Below are 20,629 nucleotides of genomic sequence, written 5' to 3' on the forward strand. Positions count from 1 at the left end.
AAATGAATCAAAACAAAGTTAGAAAATATAATTCAACTTCTATGGTCAACAAATTGCATAAAAATTTACTTCAATCTTTTCTTTGTCAATTAGGCATTAAATATATTTCTTTGCGAAGTGTTAATAACTAAACTGATCACAAAATGTCTGAAATTGCACAAAAAGTAAAAGCCATCATCGTTGACAAACTTGGCGTAGAAGAGTCTGAAGTTACTTTGGAGGCGAGCTTTACCAACGATCTTGGTGCTGATTCTCTTGATACTGTAGAATTGATAATGGAATTCGAAAAAGAATTCAACATTTCTATTCCAGATGATCAGGCTGAACAAATCGGTACTGTTGGACAAGCAGTCACCTACTTGGAAGCTAACGTAAAATAATAATTCCTAAATTCATTCTATGAATTTAAAAAGAGTTGTTGTAACAGGTATAGGTGCCCTCACACCAATAGGCAATACCGCAGAGGAATTCTGGAACGGTCTGGCTAATGGTGTGAGCGGTGCTGCGCCGATTACCAAATTCGATGCTTCACTTTTCAAAACTCAATTTGCTTGCGAGGTCAAAAACCTAGACGTTGAGCAGTTTATAGATAGAAAAGAAGCTCGAAAAATGGATCCTTTCACCCAGTATGCCATGATTTCTGTAGAGGAAGCTGTGGTAGATTCTGGGTTGGATCTTGAAAAAATCGATAAATCAAGAGCTGGTGTAATCTGGGGAACAGGAATTGGAGGGTTAAGAACTTTCCAGGATGAAGTAACTGCTTTCTCCTCTGGAGATGGTGTGCCACGATACAATCCATTCTTTATCCCTAAGATGATCGCTGATATTAGCGCCGGATATCTATCTATTAAATATGGTTTTCGCGGTCCAAACTTTGTAACTGTTTCTGCCTGCGCCTCTGCCACCAACGCCCTAATAGATGCATTCACTTACATCAGAATGGGTAAAGCTGATATTTTCATCAGTGGAGGTTCTGAAGCAGCGGTTACTGAAGCGGGTGTTGGAGGGTTTAATGCAATGAAAGCTCTTTCCCAACGAAATGAATCACCCGAAACAGCCTCTAGGCCGTTTGACAAAGATCGGGATGGATTCGTCTTAGGTGAAGGTGCCGGAGCATTGATCCTAGAAGAATATGAGCATGCGAAAGAACGAGGTGCTAAAATCTATGCTGAACTAGTAGGTGGTGGAATGACTGCTGATGCACACCATATCACTGCTCCTCATCCAGAAGGTTTGGGAGCTAGCAGTGTAATGAAAATTGCTTTGGAAGATGCGAATCTCAAACCAGAAGACATTGACTACATCAATGTGCATGGCACATCTACTCCTCTAGGTGATGTAGGTGAAATCAAGGCAATCCAGAAGATTTTTGGAGAGCATGCATACAATCTGAACATCAGCAGTACCAAATCTATGACTGGACACTTGCTTGGGGCAGCGGGAGCTATTGAAGCTATCGCATGTATCTTTGCCATGAATAAAGGCATAGTGCCTCCTACGATCAATCACTTCACGGATGACGAGGCGTTTGACCCAAGACTAAACTTGACTTTCAACAAAGCGCAGAAGAAAGAAATAAATTATGCGTTGAGCAATACGTTTGGATTTGGTGGACATAATTGTTCAGTAATTTTCAAAAAATATAATTAATCCAGATTTTGAAATTATTTCAAAGACTCGGATTTAATAATTTCTTCTTTAGTGAAAAAGACAAAAGGCTTGCTGCCTCCATCAGTTTGATGACGGGGAGCAGGCCTTTTAATTTATCTCTTTACAAACTTGCCCTTACTCCATCGGGACTGGGCGAGGAGACTTCTCAAGGCTTTCGCCTTTCCAACGAACGATTGGAATTCCTGGGAGACGCAATTTTGGGAGCAGTCATCGCCGAATTCCTTTTCCAAAAATATCCCTTCCGCGATGAAGGCTTTCTCACTGAAACGAGGTCGAAACTAGTAAACAGGGAAACTCTCAACGATACCGGGATCAAAATCGGATTGCGAAAAGCATTAGAAATGGAGATCGGTGAGCGAAACTTCACTGGAAACAAATCTTTATATGGAGATATGCTGGAAGCATTTCTTGGAGCTATTTATCTAGATAAGGGCTATCATTTCACCAAGAAATTTATCACTCAAAGAATCCTTCTACACTTCGATGTGGAGAGTATGATCGCCACCACGACGAATTATAAAAGCAAGATCATCGAATGGTCTCAAAAGGAGAGCAAAGAAGTAGAATATGTAGTACTTAGTGTAAGCGGCAATCAACGGTTCAAAGAATTCAGAGTCGCGCTGCAAGTAGCAGGAGAAGAAATAGCGCAAGGAAAGGGGAGTACCAAAAAGAAAGCAGAGCAGGAAGCTTCCAAAAATGCATGCCAAACACTAAGAATTGCCACCTAGCTGAGTAATTTTAGGATCAACTATATCTATCCATGCCTTCAATAAAAATCGCGGGAGCAACCGTCAATCAAACACCGCTGGATTGGTCAGGCAATCTGAACAGAATCATTTTGGCTATTGAAGAAGCCAAAAGACAAGAGGTAGAAATCCTGTGCTTGCCTGAATTGGCTATCACAGGATATGGTTCGGAAGATCTATTTTTAAGCTATTGGTATCCAAAAAAAGCGCTTGCACAGCTGAAACTTTTAATTCCTCATTGCAAAGGAATGACCGTGGCTGTAGGTTTACCAATTAGAATTCAGGATAAAGTGTACAATTGCGTAGCAGTCATTGAAAATGCTAAAGTCAAAGGCTTTGTCGCCAAGCAGTTCATGGCCATAGATGGAGTTCATTACGAATTTCGATGGTTCACACCTTGGAAAGCAAATGAAACTGTTGAAATAGAATTTCAGGATCAACAAGTACCTCTTGGAGATCTGACTTTTCACCATAAAGAAATTCACTACGGATTTGAAATCTGCGAAGATGCCTGGCGAGGAAAGCTCAGACCTGGATATAGGCTTTGTGATCGCAAAGTTGACTTGATTTTCAATCCAAGTGCAAGTCATTTTGCCATGGGCAAGACAGCGCTTCGCAGAGAGTTACTTGAAGAAAGTTCTGCCACTTTTGACTGCTATTATTGCTACGTGAACTTGGTGGGTAATGAAGCTGGCAGAATGATTTTCGACGGGGAAATAATGCTTGCGAAATCAGGGAAATTGCTTTCTAGAAATAAGCTCCTTTCCTACGAAGACTTTCAGGTAAAGAGTTTTTATCTGGAACCAACACCTCAAGACATCGCTCCTTTCACATCAAAAAATGAGGAATTTGTCCAAGCTTCCGCTTTGGCACTATTTGATTATATGAGAAAAAGCCGAAGCAATGGCTTTGTACTCTCACTTTCGGGCGGCGCCGATTCCTCTTCGATTGCAATCTTGGTAGCTGAGATGGTGAAGCGTGGAATAGACGAATTGGGACTGGAAGAATTTTGCAAAAAGGCAGGAGTTAAACATGTCCCTAATTCGGGAAATCCAGAGAAAGAGCTGGTTGGGCAACTATTGACTACAGCATATCAAGGCACCAAAAACTCATCTGAAGATACTTTTTCCTCTGCCGAATCACTAGCTGAAAGTATTGGGGCGACATTCTATCACTGGGAAATAGATGAGGAAGTGAACTCCTATACAGCCAAGATAGAAAAAGCCATAGGCAGGAAATTGACTTGGGAACAGGACGACATTACATTGCAAAACATCCAAGCGAGAACCCGGTCTCCTATCATCTGGATGCTTGCCAACATCAATAATGCTTTACTCCTTTCCACTTCCAACCGAAGTGAAGGAGATGTAGGCTATACGACCATGGACGGTGATACTTCTGGAAGTATTTCGCCTATAGCAGCAGTAGACAAATACTTTATCCTCAATTGGCTTAGTTGGGCTGAGAATAACCTAGACCGACCAGGTTTGGCAAAAGTAAACTCACTTCAACCAACTGCCGAACTTAGGCCATTGGAAAGGACTCAAACAGATGAAAAAGACTTGATGCCTTATGCGGTAATTGTAGAAATAGAAAAACTTGCTATTCGAGATCGCCGTTCACCAATGGATATTTATCTCATGCTTTCTGAGGAACTAGGATTGGAACCTGCCACTTTGAAAGGCTATATCAAAAAATTCTTCCAACTTTGGTCGCGCAATCAATGGAAGCGAGAAAGACTTGCCCCCTCCTTCCACCTGGATGAATTCAATGTAGACCCAAAAACCTGGTACAGATTCCCGATTTTGTCGGGAGGATTTGCTGAGGAACTTGCGCAACTAGATCAACTTTAAACTATCAATTATGCTTGACTTAATCATGAACTATATTATCTGGGATCCTAACCCTTCCGTAATTCACGGTTGGGAAAGACCACCGTGGTATAGTCTTCTTTTTGCGGCTGGCTTTGTGATTTCACAACAGTTTATGGTTCACTTCTTCAAGAAAGAAGGCCAAAACCCAGAATTGGTTGACAAATTAACCATCTACATGGTTGTAGCGACTATAGTAGGCGCTAGACTTGGTCATGTACTTTTCTACGAACCAGCCAAATACCTGAGCAATCCAATTGAGATCTTGAAAGTCTGGGAAGGCGGACTCGCGAGTCATGGAGCAGCAATTGCTATTTTAATCGCTTTGTGGCTGTATGCAAAAAAAACACCGGGTCAAAACTACCTGTGGGTAGTTGACCGAATTGTGATCGTGACAGCTTTGACAGGAGCTCTGATCCGTTTTGGGAATTTGATGAATTCGGAAATTGGCGGGAAGGACACTGGCTCGGATTACGGTATAGTTTACGCATGGGACACGGAGGAATTACTCTCTACACTGAAAGTACCGATAGAATCAATCGATCCTTACAAGCCTGACGATCGCCAGGATGAATTGGTAGGGAATGGAATCGTTCCTTTAAATATTGACATAGCAATCAACAAAGGCTCTTATTCTTTGGAGGAATTAGAAAGTACGCTGAGACGAGACATCAAGTATGCGTTGACCCAATTCAACTCCAGCCAAGATTATCTGGCTGAGCCAAAAGAAAGCCCTTTGGATATGACAATCTCTGATAAGGGAGATCACTATTTAGTGACTGTCAAGACCTTTGGAAGAACCAAACATCCAACGCAGATCTACGAGTCAATCTCCTATTTTGTAATTTTCTTGGTGCTTTTCGCCCTTTGGAACAAATACAAAGAACGATTGCCTGAGGGAATTCTCCTTGGCCTATTCCTCATCTCTGTATTCGGCATGCGCTTCATTTGGGAGTTCTTCAAAGAAAGCCAAGTGGATTTTGAAGATGCTATGACCTTCAATATGGGTCAACTGTTGAGTGTTCCACTTGTAATCGCGGGGGTAATATTGGTGATTCTTGCGATGAAAAATGGACTGAAACCTATCAAAAACTAAGGAACCGGATCATGCCCGTGGCCTCCCCATGGGTGGCAACTGGCTATTCGCTTTAGCCCCATCCACCCACCTTTGAAAACTCCATGCTTCATTATTGCCTCCTTCATGTATTGGCTACAGGTAGGTGAAAATCTACAACTAGAAGGAAATAAGGGAGAAATAGTGTATTGATATACCAAGACTGGAAATATAGCTATCTTTCGAAGTATGGATTTTGCCATGAATAAAACCTAAAATAGTGGTGACTGCGTAAGTAACCAAAAATAAACTTTCAGAATTCCCTCTTGATCATCAAGAAACCAAATATCCTTTATTTCTCTCTACTATTTTTAGCTCTTTTTCTGGAGTCAGGAGAAAACATTTCTTATGCTCAAGGTGACACCTCCTTTGCGCCTGCAAGTAAAACAACACCCGATAGTGTACGGGTTAATACCATTTTTATAGTAGGGAATGTGAAAACAAAAAAGAGTGTAATTCTCAGAGAGTTGGATTTCACAACTAACTTCTACTACGATTGGAACACCTTCTTAGAAATACTCATCGCTGATGAGAAGAAAATCTACAATCTTAGGCTTTTTACCTCAGTAGAAATCACCCCACTAATGACTGGAGGTAATGAAGTAGAAATCCTCATCACTGTAAAAGAACGTTGGTATATCCTGCCACAGATAATATTCGAGCTTGCTGACCGGAATTTCTCAGAATGGTGGACTAATCAAAACCGGGATTTTTCGCGGGTAAATTATGGATTACGATTAAGCCACAGCAATGTAGGAGGCAGAAATGATAAGCTTAAGTTTGCTGGACAACTAGGTTTCACCAGAGCACTAGACCTTCAATACAGTAAGCCTTACATAGACAAAAAACAGAAACACGGATTAGCGGCTCAGCTAACTCTCAATGAAAATAAGACAATCCCCATCAGGTCAGCATACAACAAGCAGGTCTTCTATTCGAAGGAAAATGAAGAAATTATTCGAAAAAACTTTGCGGCAGCGCTGAGGTACACTTTTCGAAGAAGTTACTATAACTATCACTTCTTGACTTTAGGCTATAGTTCTACGTGGGTTGCTGATGATGTATTGATCGAAAATCCTGAATATTTCCAGCACGGCGGCAATAAGCTGCGGTATGCTTTTGCTACCTATACATTCAGACATGACAAAAGAGATAATATCGCCTATGCCACTGATGGAGAATTACTTCAGCTTTCTATCACAAAATATGGTATTATATTCACTGACGAATTAGACGAAGTAGAAGTGAATCTCACTGCCAACAAGTATTTAAAGATCTCTGATAAATTCCACTTTAATACTGGTCTTACAGCGAATTGGTTTTTAAGTCCAAGTCAGCCTTATACATTGGTAAAAGGAATTGGATACAGTCCCAATTTCATCAGAGGATATGAGCTAAACGTAGTGGAAGGTCAGCAGCTTTACGTTCACAAAAACAGTTTGAGATGGAAGTTCTTGGATTGGAAAATTGACATGTCCAACATGATCAAATTGGAGCAATTCAATACCATTCCAATACGTCTGTATTTAAGTGCAAACTTCGATCATGGTTATGTGAAAGATCGTAACAACATCCCTGAAAATTCGCGTCTCGCAAACAAATACCTAATGGGATATGGCACCGGGATAGATCTGGTCGGTTTCTACGATATGGTATTCCGTTTTGAATATTCTTTGAATAATAGCAGGGAAGGCAACATTTTCTTTAACTTTTCAGCGCCTTTCTAAAAAAAAATAAATAGCCTTCTGGATTGAATATCAAGTTTTTAACTAAATTAGTTAAGACTTTTTTTCGATCCATTATGAAGCAATTGACTTTTTTCTGCTTCCTGCTTTGCATGCATTTTTCTGCTAAAGCACAAACAGACCCACTCACTCAAGTACATGGCGCCAGGAGTCAGGGCATGGGGAATCTACGCGTGCATGGAACGGACACCTGGAGCTATTTCAATAATCCTGGTGGACTCGCAAAACTGGAGTCTTCCGCTATTTCTGCCGGATATGACAGCCGTTTTGGGATAAAAGAGCTAGGTACAGTAGATCTCGTCGGAGCTTGGAAAATAAAAGCTGGAACCCTCGGCTTTGGCGTCTCACGGTACGGAGGGAAATTATTCAATCAACAATCTCTGGGGTTAGCTTTCGCAAATAAGCTGGGAATAGTAAGTATTGGAGGAAAATTGGAATGGTTTCAGACACAGATTGAAGGCTTTGGAAGCGGAAACAGCCTTATTTTCAGTTTGGGAGGAATGGCAGAACTCAGTCCAACCTTCTCCATCGGTGCAAGCATTTCAAATCTTAACCGCTCCAAAATATCCAAAGATTCTGAAACAAGACTTCCTACTGGCGTAAGCCTTGGTCTCTTCTATTCTCCTATATCACAATTTCAAATTCACCTCGAAGTAGAAAAAGACATACAGATCAAACCTATCGTAAAAGCTGGACTGGAATATGCCCTCAAAGATTGGATATTCCTGCGAACTGGAATCAACAGCAATCCTAGCAGGTTGTTTTTTGGTATGGGTTTGAAATCAAACCAGTTTAGTCTGGATTATGCCTATGGGCAAAATCAGGCTTTGGGAAGTACGAATCATTTGAGTTTGGGCTTTTCATTGACTGAAAAATGAAGACTCTCATCCTCATAGTGTGCCTCTCTTTTTGCCTGGATTCTTATGTGCATGCACAGCAACCTCCCCAAAAGGAAATAGACTTAGAATCTTTCATGGAGCGTCTTTTCCCTGTCCAAGACGAGGATTTGGATTATGAAGCGATCTACGAAGTGCTCCTGCAATTGTACCTGAATCCTATTGATGTCAATCGAGCAAATGCAGAAATATTGGCTTCAAGCTACCTGCTTGATCCGAGACAAATCAGCAATTTGATCGCTTATAGAACTAAGTTTGGGCCACTGATTTCTCTATATGAACTTCAAGCTGTTCCAGAATTTGACCTGAAAACTATAGAACAAATCCTTCCATTTTTGTCATTAGGAACAACTTCAAATCAAACCCAATCATTCTGGAAACGTGTTAAAAATGAGCAACAAGCTTATTTTCTACTTCGTCATCGGCGCACTTGGGAAACCCGAAAAGGATTTACACCCGCGGACACCAGTTCTACAGGAAAGATTTCCAGCAGATATTTAGGCGATCCAAATGAATTCTATCTCAGGTTTCGAGTACAACATGCGCGGGACTTTAGCCTTGGTTTTACGCTGGACAAAGATCCTGGAGAGCCATTCACTTGGGATGGGAAAACGGCCAGATATGGCTTCAACTTTTTCTCATTTCACTTCACTAAGTATTATGTTGGAAAATGGAAAACCATAGCTCTGGGAGATTTCCAGGCACAATTTGGCCAGGGTCTAGTTTTCGGAGCTGGATACTCTTTAGGCAAGGGGGCTGAAACTGTCCCTACAGTCCGAAGAAGTAGCGTGGGGATTTTGCCCTATACGGCAGCGTTAGAATTTGGGTTCTTTCGCGGAGCTGGGCTTACTTATCAAAGTGGAAATTGGCAAAGCAGTCTCATCGCTTCCTATGCACCGCGGGATGGTCGGACTAGTAGCTCCTTAGATACACTCAGTACCGAAGATTTGACGATAAGCTCATTCAACCAAAGTGGCCTGCATCGAACAAGTAGTGAACTTGCTACCAAAAATCAATTTCGTGAGGTAAGCCTCGGTGGTAATTTGCAGTTTACTTCCTCTTCAGGTAAACTTCAGGCTGGAAGCAATTACCTGTTCACCCGATTTGATCATTCGTGGATCAAAGCACCCACGCTTTACAATCAATTTGATTTTGCAGGGCAAAGCAATAGTGTGGGTAGCCTTTATCTAAACTACAATTGGAAAAACTTCTTCCTATTTGGCGAGTCTGCTTTTTCTCAATCAGGCGGAAAAGGCAGTGTGGTAGGATTTATTTCCAGCCTGAGCAAGCAGGTAGATTTCTCATTGCTATGGAGAAAATACGATTCCAATTTCCACAGCTTCTACGGCAATTCTTTTTCAGAAAGTACGAGACCCGTAAATGAGCAAGGCATCTATCTCGGCATTCAAGTCAAGCCAATTCCAAAATGGAAAATCAATGCCTATTATGATTTTTTCAAATTTCCATGGCTTAGATATCGAGTTTATGCTCCGTCTAAAGGCTACGAATGGCTAGGCAGAATCAGCTTTCAGCCAAACCGAAATCTTACTGCATTCTTTCAAATCCGGGAAGAACAAAAAGATAGAAACTTATCTGATTCTGGAGAGTCTGGCCTCCCCTATCAAATCAGGCCTTTGAATAAAGTAAACGGATTGCTCAGTCTGGAATATCAAGTCAGTAAAGCTTTCTTTTTTCGATCCAGAATTCTCTTCAGTAGAGTCAACTACGATAACCAAAAATCTTCGGGATTTATGGTTCTTCAGGATGCACAATACACTTTCAGTAAATTCAGAATAACTGGTAGAATAGCACTGTTTGACACCGATGATTACGATACACGACTTTATGCTTTCGAAAACAATGTGTTGTGGACTTTCTCTATTCCCGCATTTGCAGGACAGGGCATGCGCTATTACCTTCTTGCACAATATCAAATCAACTCGCAAATCACCACCTACTTTCGGTTTTCAAAAACTTCCTATACCGACCGGGAAATCATCAGTTCGGGACTTCAGCAAATTGATGGTTCAAGTCAAAGTGAAACCACCTTGCTTGTCCGATACATGCTCCATCGCTAAATTTCCATCAGTGGTATAAGCCAGAGCCTACTTTTTTGATAATTTGTACTCAAACCCCACAGCCCTATGAAAACAATACTACAACTAACTATTTTCTTCCTGCTTTCTTTAAATCTCGGCTATGCTCAAAACCTAGACTTGAGCAAAATGAGCAAGAATGACGGATTCATTCCCTTTTACCTGGATGAAGAAAAAGGCAAAATATACCTAGAAATCGACAAGCTAGAATGGGAATTTCTCTATGTGAATTCACTTACAGCTGGAGTAGGCTCCAATGACATCGGGCTGGATCGAGGCCAATTGGGAGATACTAGAATTGTTGAATTCAGAAAATCTGGAAACAAGCTTTTCTTGGTTCACAAAAACTACGATTTCAGAGCTTATTCTGATAATCCGGCTGAAGTACAATCCATCAAGGATGCTTTTGCAGAATCTATTCTTTGGGGATTTGAGATCACCCAAAAAGATGGAGACAAACTTATCGTGGATGCCACTAATTTCTATCTTCAGGATGTCCACGGAGTAGCGGAAACCTTGACCAGAAGTCGTCAGGGATCCTTCAAAGCAGATGCAAGTCGCTCTGGTTTGTACTACCACATGACCAAAAATTTCCCTCAAAACACTGAGGTGGAAGCCACTATCACTTTAACTGGTCAGGCAACAGGTGGAAATCTTAGATCGGTGACCCCTACTCCTGATGCAGTGACGGTGCGCCAGCGTCATTCCTTCATTCAGCTTCCTGACGACAAGTATGAGCCACGTGAGTTCGATCCAAGAGCGGGTTTTGGAAGCATTTCCTACATGGATTTCACCACGCCAATTTCCGAACCTATCATGAAAAGATTTATCGCTCGTCATCGCTTGGAAAAGAAAGACCCAAGTGCAGCAATGTCAGAAGCAGTCGAGCCGATCGTATATTACCTTGATAGAGGAACTCCAGAGCCAGTTGCTTCGGCATTGATCGAAGGGGGAAACTGGTGGAATCAGGCTTTTGAAGCTGCAGGATTTATCAATGCTTTCCGTGTGGAACTAGCCCCAGAAGGTATGGATCTGATGGATGTGCGATATAATGTGATTCAGTGGGTTCACCGATCTACTCGGGGCTGGTCTTATGGTGCGAGTGTTCGAGATCCTAGAACAGGCGAAATTTTGAAAGGCCATGTTTCTCTGGGTTCTCTTAGGGTGCGACAGGATTATTTGATTGCTCAGGGACTTTTGCAGCCATTCGAAGATGGTGCTGCCGCCAATCCTAAGATGCTCGAACTTGCTATTGCTCGACTGAAACAATTGTCGGCACATGAAATCGGCCACACCATCGGTCTTGCACACAGCTATGCTACTTCAGCTAATAATCGCTCTTCCGTGATGGATTATCCATATCCTCTGATCACTGAAACCGCCGATGGAGGACTCGACCTGAGCAATGCCTATGATGACAAAATCGGTGATTGGGACAAATGGGCAATAAAATATGGCTATGCCGTCATTCCTGAAGGTGAAAATGAAGCTGCTTTCCTGACGAAAACATTGGAAGACACCTACGAGGCAGGACATGAATTTATCACTGATTCAGACTCCAGAAGTCCCAGTGGCGCTCATCCGAGAGCTCATCTTTGGGACAATGGCGCTTCAGCTTCTGAGGAATTAATGAGAATGCTGAAGCTGAGGGGAAATCGAATGAAAATTTTTGGCCTAAATGCAATCCCAACCGGACAGCCTGAAGCTTTGCTAGAAGAAGTATTTGCACCGCTTTATCTAATGCATAGGTATCAAATAGAAGCCACTACCAAGCTAATAGGAGGTTTAGATTATCATTACAAAATCAAAGGTGACAATCAGCCTCGTCACATGTGGGTAAGTGCCAAAGAGCAAGATGATGCTTTGAAAGCACTGCTTTTTACAATTTCCCCTGCTCAATTGGAAGTTCCTAAGCAGGTGCTGGACCTGATTCCTCCACGTCCATTTGGCTATGATAAAAACAGAGAAACCTTCGTATCACGGACTGGGCTTATGTTTGATCCTATTGCGCCAGCAGAAAGCGTAGTGGACTTGACCTTCGATTTTATATTCGATGAGTCAAGAGCCGATCGCATTTATCTCCAAAACTTACAAAACAAAGCTCTGCCTGGCTTTGATGATCTGCTTAGCACAATCGCCAAACAGGTATTTACCGCAAAAGCACCAGAAGGACTTCAAGCTGAAATCAAAATGATGACTGAAACAAAAATGATTGATCATCTAATTGAATTGGCAAAAAGCTCCCAAGGGTCCAATACCGTAAGAGCAATCGCAAGAGGGCAATTAAAGCTATTGCAGGAAACCACTTTAAATGATAGAGGTGGATTAGGGAATTTAATGGCATGGCATTCAGAATACTTATCAGACAAAATTGAAGCATTCTTAGATCTACCTGTTGAACTAACAGTCCAAGAAGAAATCAAATCACCTGATGGCTCACCGATAGGAATGTCGGCAATGAGTTGTGATTTTGACTTCTAAAGCCTACAACAATTGTAATTTTCTTAAAGCGGGCAGAAATGTCCGCTTTTATTGATTTAATACATTGACCACGAGAAGGATAAAGATTATATTGGATTTTTAAACCTGATATTTTTATGGGAGATACTAAAAAGAGATGTTTTGTAGTGATGGGCTTTGGCACCAAAACAGACTATGTAAGCGGAAGAAAGCTAGACCTCAATAAATCTTACAAATTTCTGATCAAACCTGTAGTAGAGTCTAAGGGTCTTGAGTGTGTACGCGCTGACGAAATTTTACACTCTGGCTCAATCGATGTACAGATGTATAAGCAACTTTTAATGGCCGACTTGGTAATAGCTGACCTCTCTACCTCAAACTGTAATGCCATATACGAGCTTGGAATAAGACATGCACTGCGCCCCTATACAACTATCGTCATCGCTGAAGACAAACTGATTTACCCTTTTGACCTGAATCACATCGTAATCAACAAATACATCCATCTCGGAGATGCAATAGATATTGAAGAAGCAGAACGATTCAAAGAAGGATTGGCAAAACAAATCGAAGCAGTGATAAATAAAGAGGAATCTGACAGTCCCGTATATACCTACCTGAATTCGCTGATGCCTCCCAAAATCCAAGAAGCTTTAGATGATGCGGTTGAGAAAATTGCTGAGACAGACATTCCACTTCAGGTACCTGGAGCAGCACTTTCGAAAATCATTCAAGATGCAGAAGACTTGATCGAGCAGAAGGAATTTGAAAAAGCAAAACTTCTCTTTCAAACAGCTGCCGTACTGGCAAACATGAATTCCTCTCAGCCAGACACTTATTTAACACATAGACTTGCTTTCGCCACTTACAAAACGGCCAAACCGGATCTGGTAAGCTCGCTCCATGAATCTATGAAACTACTTCAATCCATCAATTTGGCGCATACCAATGATCCTGAAACCGTATCTATGGCTGGGGCTATTGAGAAAAAATTGTATGAATCCGGTGAGGGAGATCAGCACTTAGATGAAGCGCTCCTGTATTTTTTGCGTAGCTACTATACCCTGAATAATCGCTACAATGCTATCAATCTTGCCATAACTTATGTCTATCGTGCAAAGTCGGGACTTGCCACAAGCGACGTAGAAAGAAGTGCTGATTTGGTAATGGCAAAAAGAACATGGAACCGGGTTCTATTTTTATGTGAACGAGATTGGCCTGTTGTATTGGAAAAGGAAAAAAATGACGAAGTGAGGGTCAATGACGGCACAAAAGATGGGCAAGAATTGCAGGAATATTATAACGCTCAAAAATTCTGGATATCAGTCAACCGAGCAGAGGCCAATTTTGGTCTGGGACAGTTTGATGAATACCATAAATATTTGGAGTTGGCGAAAAAAATTCCCTATCCTCTGTGGATGTGGGAAAGCTTTACAGCACAAATGGGTAAATTAGCCACCGAATTAGCCAAAGTAGGTCATTTGATGGAACCTTCCTGGAAAGCTCCTGTTTAATTAGCCAAACGATTTTAGATTTATGAATAACCCACTATTGGCGGATTTCGCCACTCCTTTTGAAACAGCTCCTTTTGATCAAATCACTCCAAACCATTTTATTCCTGCCGTAAAAGCGGCTATTGCTGAAGCTAAAGAAGACATCTCCAAGATAAAAACCGAACCTCTTCCATCATTTAAAAATACCATTGAAGCTCTGGATTGCTCAGGCAAACGACTTGGTATTGTAGCTGGAATATTTTTCAATTTAAACTCAGCTGAGACCAATGAAGAAATTCAATCTCTAGCCAGAGAAATATCACCGCTCTTGACTGAGCACGGCAATGATATTCTTCTCGACCAAGCTCTTTTCCATAGAGTATCACAGGTTTTTGAGCAAAAAGATCAACTGGGCTTGACTCCAGAGCAAACTACTTTGCTGGATAAAACTTACAAATCTTTCGTAAGAAACGGCGCCAAACTCAAAGGTGACAAAGCAGATCAGCTAAGAAAAATAGATCAGGAATTGGCTCAAGTTTCCTTGAAATTTGGCGAGAATGTACTTGCAGAGACTAACAAGTTTGTGCATTTCGTAGCACAAGAATCTGATCTGGAAGGACTGCCAGAGGGAATCAAAGAAGCGGCAGCGCAAATCGCTGAAGAAAAAGGAGAGGAAGGCAAATGGGCCTTTACGCTAGACTATCCAAGCTATATACCAGCGTTGACCTATGCCAAGAATAGGGAATTACGCGAAACGCTATTTATGGCTAGCGGGACAAAATGTGCTAAAGGGGATGAGTTGGACAATCAGGAAATCATCAAAAAAATCCTCAAACTTCGTCATGACCGCGCAGTACTGCTCAGCTATAAAAGCCACGCAGATTTCGTATTGGAAGAGCGTATGGCCAAAAGTCCAGACCAAGTCATCTCGTTTTTGGATGCTTTGCTCGAAAAAGCAAAGCCAAAGGGAATTGCTGAGATGAAAGAGCTAGAAGCTTTTGCAAAGGAAATTGATGGGCTTGAAGGTTTGAAAAAATGGGATTTCGCCTACTATTCCGAACTTCTAAAAAAGGAAAAATACGCATTAGACGACGAGTTATTGCGCCCATATTTCCAACTGGAAAAGGTGATTGACGGTGTATTTCAAACAGCTGAAAAACTCTTCGGAATTACTTTTTCTCCTGTAGCTGACATTCCCCTTTACCATAAAGATGTAACCGCCTACGAGGTTAAGGACAAAGACGGAAAGTATCTCTCCGTATTCTACGCAGATTTTTTCCCACGCGCAGGCAAAAGAAATGGCGCGTGGATGACTAGCTATAAAGGCCAAAGTGTCAAGGAAGACGAGGATATTCGACCACATGTTTCTATCGTTTGCAATTTCACCAAGCCGACCAAATCGAAACCCAGTCTACTCACATTCAATGAAGTCACAACCCTTTTCCATGAATTCGGGCATGCACTCCATGGAATGATGGCAAAAGGAACCTATGAATCCATTTCCGGAACAAGCGTATTTTGGGACTTTGTAGAGTTGCCTTCACAGATTTTGGAAAATTGGTGCTATGAAAAAGAGTGCCTGGATCTTTTTGCGAAGCACTACGAAACAGGTGAAAAGATCCCTGAGGATCTAATCGAAAAGATCAAAAAGGCTTCAAATTTCCAGCAAGGCTATCAGACGGTAAGGCAAATTAGTTTGGGGCTTTTGGATATGGCCTATCATAGCAAGGATCCAAGCGAGATCACCAGCATTTTCCAATTTGAAGAAGAAGTGATGAGGCCTACCGATTTACTTCCCAAAGTACCGGGAACATTGATGAGTACTTCGTTTTCGCATATCTTCCAAGGAGGTTATTCCTCGGGGTATTATAGCTACAAATGGGCAGAAGTATTGGATGCTGATGCATTCGAATTATTCCAAGAGAAAGGCGTTTTCGATAAAGCTACCGCAGATTCCTTCGTCAAAAACATCCTCTCAGCTGGCGGAAGTGAGCATCCGGAGATTCTATATAAGAGATTCAGAGGAAGAGAGCCTAAGCAAGATGCCTTATTGAAGAGAGCTGGATTGATTTCAGAATAATTCGCTTTCTTTACTCAATTATATAAAGGAATAAGGTGTTGACACAAAATCCCAAATCTTAATGGAAAAAGCTGGCTTTAGCATTCCTACTTATGTACGTGCCCTTGCGGTAATGATATTTATTATCGTGTTGGTATTTTTTCTTATTGTAGGAAAAAGTCTCCTTGTCCCCCTATTTATGGGTGGATTTTTCGCGATTTTGTTTACACCACTATCTATATGGCTGGAGTCAAAAAAAATCCCAAGAATACTTTCTTGCATTATTTCTCTTCTATTGATGATTGCATTGGTGGGAGGTCTTTTGACATTAGTTGTGGGCAATGTAGCTAGTTTCAGCAAGGATTTCGATGATGTGTCTGGAAGACTGACGGACTATGCAGAAGATGTCGATCAATGGGCGATGGACACATTCTCCTATGATACAGCATTAGCTGAAAAAGCCAATACTGATTACCTGAAAAATGTGCTAACAGAGAATAGTTCGAGTATAGGTGACTTTGCTATGAAGACAGTCGGCTCACTTACAGGGCTGGTATTGATTCCAGTTTTTATGTTTTTCTTTCTTCTTTATCGAAATCACCTGACCAATGTGATTATTCATATTTACAAAGATAAAGACCCTGAATTGGTAAAAATGCGTATTGTCAGCCTTCGTAAGGTGATTTTAAACTATATCGTGGGTGTAGTAAAAGTGATGGGAATCCTAGCAGTACTAAACATCACTGCTTTTTCCTTATTGGGGATCAAGCATGCCGTATTTTTCGGTACGCTTGGAGCCATGTTGAATATTATCCCATACGTTGGTCCATTTTTCGGAGCAATGCTACCTATGGTCTATTCCTTCCTTACAAAGGATAGTTTGTTTTATCCAGCAGGAGTGCTCGTGAGTTACCAAGTAATACAGATGATAGAGGGTAACTATCTTACCCCGAAAATTGTGGGCGGTAATGTTAACCTCAATGCATTTATCACATTTTTGGGATTAATTGTAGGAGGCACGATCTGGGGAGTGGCGGGAATGATTTTAGTCATTCCAATGATGGCAATACTTCGGGAGATATTTGATCTAAGTGATTCCACGCGGCCATTTGCAATACTACTCGGTGAAGAAAAAGAAGAAGAAAAGGAAGAAGCTCAGAATGAAGAAGGAGAAGATATAGAACATGAAAAAAACCATTAAAACGCTTTTAGTCCTGATCAGTATTGGGACAGGATTTTCTTGCGATTCTGACGAAAGTAAGAAAGGTAGATTTCTCTTGAAAGGAAATGAAAAAATGGAGGAAAATGATCCCAAAGGAGCAATGGAATTCTACAGTGAAGCTATCGAAATGGATTCAACATATGCTGATGCCTATTACAATAAAGCCCTTGCACACTTACAGCTGAACCAATCAATAGAGAGTATCCAAGATCTCAGTCTGGCCATTAAATATAAGCCTGATTACTATGATGCTATTTTCCAAAGAGGACTTAACTACCTCGACAATGGTGAGTTTTATAACGCACGAGAAGATGCTCAAAAGCTAGTGCAACTCGACGATCAGAATTGGAAAAGTTACTTTATCACTGGACTGGTGGAAGAAAAGCTAACCAATTTCCCTGACGCATTGGAGGCATTTGGAAAAGCTTCCAAACTCAATCCAGAGAATTCTGATCTGCTGGTTAACCAAGCGACTATATTCTATTATCAAAAAAATCATGAAGCAGCAATAAAAATTTTAGGTGAAGCAATGGCCATCAATCCATTGGAACCGAATCTTCATAATCTGCGATCGATGATCTATTTTGATGAGAAAAACTACGCTGAAGCTTTGAACTCCGTAGAAAAGGCAATTTCTCTGGATAATAGTCAGGCTTACTTCTACAATAATAAAGGCTTGTACCTCCTATTTTTGGATAAACAAGAAGAGGGTCTTGACTTTATTAATCAAAGTATCAAGATGGACTCAGATAATCCTTTTTCGCTAAGAAATAAAGGGATTTATTATGTGATGAAGGGAGATAAGACTTCTGCACTACAGTATTTGGTGGAATTGAATCAGAATTATCCAGCTATGGATTTGGTAGAAGAATACCTGGAGAAGGCTCAGGCGCTCTGATTTTTGGCAGAAATCACCTCTTGGATAATCTTCTGTAATTCAGCTGCGTCTATTGGTTTTGCTACGAAACCATCAAAATCGCATGTTTTTATCCGTTCTATGATTTCAAGTTTTGCGGCTGCAGTTAGTGCAATTACTGGCGATTCAGTGATTTTTTTGATGGCCAATGTTGCATCAAAACCATTCATTTCAGGCATTTGAATATCCATCAAAATACAATCAAATTTGGTTTGCTTCACTGCACTCACAGCCTCCAATCCATTTAAAACTCGCTCGTAAGTAAAGCCCCATTTTTTAATAATTCTACCCAAAACGATGGCATTTACATCATTATCCTCAGCAATGAGAAGATGAAGCGATGAACTGTGATTCGCAGATCTGTTGATATCGATCGGCTTATCCAATTGCAATTCGGCTAATTCAAATTCCAGCTCAAAAAAGAAGATACTTCCTTCATTCAAAGTAGACTTAAGGCCTATTTCTCCTCCCATTAAGTTCAAGAGCTTTTTTGTGATAGAAAGTCCAAGGCCTGTACCTCCATATTTTGTACTGAAAGTTGGTCTTACTTGGTCGAAATCATTAAAAATCTTATCCTGATTCTCTGGCGCTATACCTATTCCATTGTCTCTTACTTCAAAGTAGACTTTGGCTTTACCATTGCTGTTTTCAATTAAATTCGCTGTCACTTTGACCTCACCTTCATTTGTAAATTTGAGTGCATTGGTGATCAAGTTGTTGAAAACTTGTGAAAGACGTGTTTTATCTCCCAAAACCGTAATATCCAATCCTTCTGAGATATAAACTTCCAATCTATTTTTACTATCTCTGGCATGGAATGATAAGCCTTTGACTATGTTGTTTACAAAGGAGGTTAAAAGGAAAGGTGCTTTTTCGATAGTCAATTTACCTGCCTCAATTTTCTGAAAGTCCAGCAAATCATTGATCATATTAATCAGGTTATCTACGGCAAAATTTATAGTATCCAACTCCGCTTTTTGGTGCAGTGGAGGTTTGTCGTGAAGTAAGGAATAGGTAGAACCTGAAATTGCATTCAGTGGAGTACGAAGCTCATGACTGATCATAGAAAGGAAATCAGACTTAATTTGATTTGCCTTCTCAGCAGCTTTCCTTGATTCATCTAGCGTCACTTCAAACTCTTTTTGCTTGCTTATATCTGTCAGGTATCCATACCACACCTTATTTCCATTTGCAAGTATTTGCGGCCTGGCAGCTCCGAGGATCCAGCGATATTCGTCAGAATTTGGATCCGACTTTACCCTGAATTGACATTGCCAAGGTTCTACATTACTTGCCGAAGCTAAGGAACTCATGATCACTTGAGGCAAATCCATTGGGTGAACATGAGAAATTGCCATGGATATATCTGTGAAATTCTCAAGCTCTTCAGGCTTCAAGCCGAATACCTGCGCAATGCCTCTAGAGAGGAATGAAATACTAATTTTCCCCTCCGTATCTAATACAAGTTGATATAAACCACCCGGAATTTGCTCGGTAAGGTTCATTAAGAAATTGCCACTAGCCTCCAATTCTTTCTCCAGAGTAACTTTCTCCGAAATATTTTGGAATGAAAGCATTACGTATTGTCTCTTATCCACCACAAGCTGCTTTGAAGCAATTTCAAGAGACAATTGATCTCCATATGAACTTGTAAGAGTGGATGAAAATCTGTGAGTATTTGCCTCCGAAACAGCCGTACTAACCCAATTCCCCCATTGCAGAGGTTCATGGACCTTCCCTTCCAATTCTCTGAGATGAGTGAATGATTCACCCCTAGCATATCCAAAAAGTTTCAATGCTTCTGTATTAGAATAAAAAATCTCACCGTCAGGCTTTACTACTAACTGTGCATCGGGTGATTCTATTAAAAACTGCTGCAATTCCTTTTTTGTAGGCAGATCCTGAGCTCTAACTTTTTTTCCTTTGTAAAAAATAAAATAGTTTGTTGAGCTATCCTGAGGAAGTTCTACATGGAAATTATAATCATTTCCCCCAACACTGAATTCCCATTCTTCTTTGAAAGAAAATCTACTAATATCGAGCCCTATCCCAACTAAACTTCTCTCTGTTAGACTTGCTCCTATCAGATCTTCAAATGATTTGTTAGAATAAATGATCAGATGAGGAAATATATCATCTGCAAGAAACACCATCTCTGATGACTTGTAAATAAGTTTCTTAAAAGTGCTGTTGAGTTCTTTCTCTTGCATTGAAATAGTCGTTGCGTTGATTGATTTTTGATCTTGATAAAATCATAAATCCAAAAACTAATCTTGTATGGTGTAAACATACAGCAATTTGTATTTCAAAGCTAGCTATCTAATTTATAAATACATTTAT

At 40.8% G+C, this 20,629-nt stretch carries 15 protein-coding genes; 13 read left to right on the top strand and 2 right to left on the bottom strand.

All coding sequences use genetic code 11. The features are described from left to right. Positions 1 to 143 precede the first annotated feature (143 nt). From BVH04_RS20205 to BVH04_RS20225, 5 genes are read left to right on the top strand one after another with little or no spacing between them, the layout of a single operon-like run. Positions 144 to 380 carry an acyl carrier protein gene (locus BVH04_RS20205; protein WP_057940051.1) on the top strand — a complete coding sequence of 79 codons (237 nt, stop codon included), beginning with the start codon at positions 144 to 146 and terminating at the stop codon, positions 378 to 380. A 19-nt stretch (positions 381 to 399) separates the two neighbouring features. Further along, a complete protein-coding gene (gene fabF / locus BVH04_RS20210) occupies positions 400 to 1,650 on the top strand; it encodes a beta-ketoacyl-ACP synthase II (RefSeq protein WP_086543281.1) in 1,251 nt (416 codons plus the stop codon). Positions 1,651 to 1,658: 8 nt separating this feature from the next. Further along, complete coding sequence (rnc, locus tag BVH04_RS20215) at positions 1,659 to 2,399, top strand: ribonuclease III (protein ID WP_086543282.1); 741 nt, start codon at positions 1,659 to 1,661, stop codon at positions 2,397 to 2,399. 32 nt (positions 2,400 to 2,431) lie between these two features. Further along, positions 2,432 to 4,270 (top strand): NAD(+) synthase, encoded by a 1,839-nt coding sequence (gene nadE / locus BVH04_RS20220; RefSeq protein WP_086543283.1) that lies wholly within the window; start codon positions 2,432 to 2,434, stop codon positions 4,268 to 4,270. A gap of 10 nt (positions 4,271 to 4,280) precedes the next feature. Further along, positions 4,281 to 5,384, top strand: coding sequence for a prolipoprotein diacylglyceryl transferase (locus BVH04_RS20225; RefSeq protein WP_086543284.1), 1,104 nt, complete (start codon positions 4,281 to 4,283; stop codon positions 5,382 to 5,384). On the opposite strand, the gene yidD is transcribed toward BVH04_RS20225, so the two are convergent. Beyond that, positions 5,381 to 5,605 carry a membrane protein insertion efficiency factor YidD gene (gene yidD / locus BVH04_RS20230; protein ID WP_086543285.1) on the bottom strand — a complete coding sequence of 75 codons (225 nt, stop codon included), beginning with the start codon at positions 5,603 to 5,605 and terminating at the stop codon, positions 5,381 to 5,383. The two genes, BVH04_RS20225 and yidD, sit on opposite strands and share 4 nt — an antisense overlap. A gap of 63 nt (positions 5,606 to 5,668) precedes the next feature. Here yidD and BVH04_RS20235 point away from each other — a divergent pair, with 63 nt between their 5' ends. The 8 genes from BVH04_RS20235 (at position 5,669) to BVH04_RS20270 (ending at position 18,271) form a co-directional block, all read left to right on the top strand. Then, the gene (locus tag BVH04_RS20235; protein ID WP_240510996.1) at positions 5,669 to 7,129 is read left to right on the top strand and encodes a hypothetical protein; all 1,461 of its coding nucleotides are present in this window, start codon (positions 5,669 to 5,671) and stop codon (positions 7,127 to 7,129) included. A 74-nt stretch (positions 7,130 to 7,203) separates the two neighbouring features. Further along, positions 7,204 to 8,025 carry a PorV/PorQ family protein gene (locus BVH04_RS20240; RefSeq protein WP_086543286.1) on the top strand — a complete coding sequence of 274 codons (822 nt, stop codon included), beginning with the start codon at positions 7,204 to 7,206 and terminating at the stop codon, positions 8,023 to 8,025. Beyond that, complete coding sequence (locus BVH04_RS20245) at positions 8,022 to 10,121, top strand: helix-hairpin-helix domain-containing protein (protein WP_086543287.1); 2,100 nt, start codon at positions 8,022 to 8,024, stop codon at positions 10,119 to 10,121. Before BVH04_RS20240 ends, BVH04_RS20245 begins: the two co-directional genes overlap by 4 nt. Positions 10,122 to 10,187: 66 nt before the next feature. Beyond that, a complete protein-coding gene (locus BVH04_RS20250) occupies positions 10,188 to 12,620 on the top strand; it encodes a zinc-dependent metalloprotease (protein WP_086543288.1) in 2,433 nt (810 codons plus the stop codon). Between the two features lie 116 nt (positions 12,621 to 12,736). Beyond that, the gene (locus BVH04_RS20255) at positions 12,737 to 14,113 is read left to right on the top strand and encodes a tetratricopeptide repeat-containing protein (RefSeq protein WP_086543289.1); all 1,377 of its coding nucleotides are present in this window, start codon (positions 12,737 to 12,739) and stop codon (positions 14,111 to 14,113) included. A gap of 22 nt (positions 14,114 to 14,135) precedes the next feature. After that, positions 14,136 to 16,172 (top strand): M3 family metallopeptidase, encoded by a 2,037-nt coding sequence (locus tag BVH04_RS20260; RefSeq protein WP_086543290.1) that lies wholly within the window; start codon positions 14,136 to 14,138, stop codon positions 16,170 to 16,172. Between the two features lie 61 nt (positions 16,173 to 16,233). Beyond that, positions 16,234 to 17,352, top strand: coding sequence for an AI-2E family transporter (locus tag BVH04_RS20265; protein WP_086543291.1), 1,119 nt, complete (start codon positions 16,234 to 16,236; stop codon positions 17,350 to 17,352). Continuing rightward, entirely contained in the window at positions 17,336 to 18,271 is a 936-nt protein-coding gene (locus BVH04_RS20270; RefSeq protein ID WP_240510997.1) for a tetratricopeptide repeat protein, read from the top strand. Before BVH04_RS20265 ends, BVH04_RS20270 begins: the two co-directional genes overlap by 17 nt. Here the strand turns inward: BVH04_RS20270 and BVH04_RS20275 are convergent. After that, complete coding sequence (locus BVH04_RS20275) at positions 18,259 to 20,499, bottom strand: PAS domain-containing hybrid sensor histidine kinase/response regulator (protein WP_086543292.1); 2,241 nt, start codon at positions 20,497 to 20,499, stop codon at positions 18,259 to 18,261. The two genes, BVH04_RS20270 and BVH04_RS20275, sit on opposite strands and share 13 nt — an antisense overlap. Between the last annotated feature and the right edge of the window lie 130 nt (positions 20,500 to 20,629).

Origin of the sequence: Algoriphagus antarcticus (assembly GCF_002150685.1) — a bacterium.
Lineage (GTDB): Bacteria > Bacteroidota > Bacteroidia > Cytophagales > Cyclobacteriaceae > Algoriphagus > Algoriphagus antarcticus.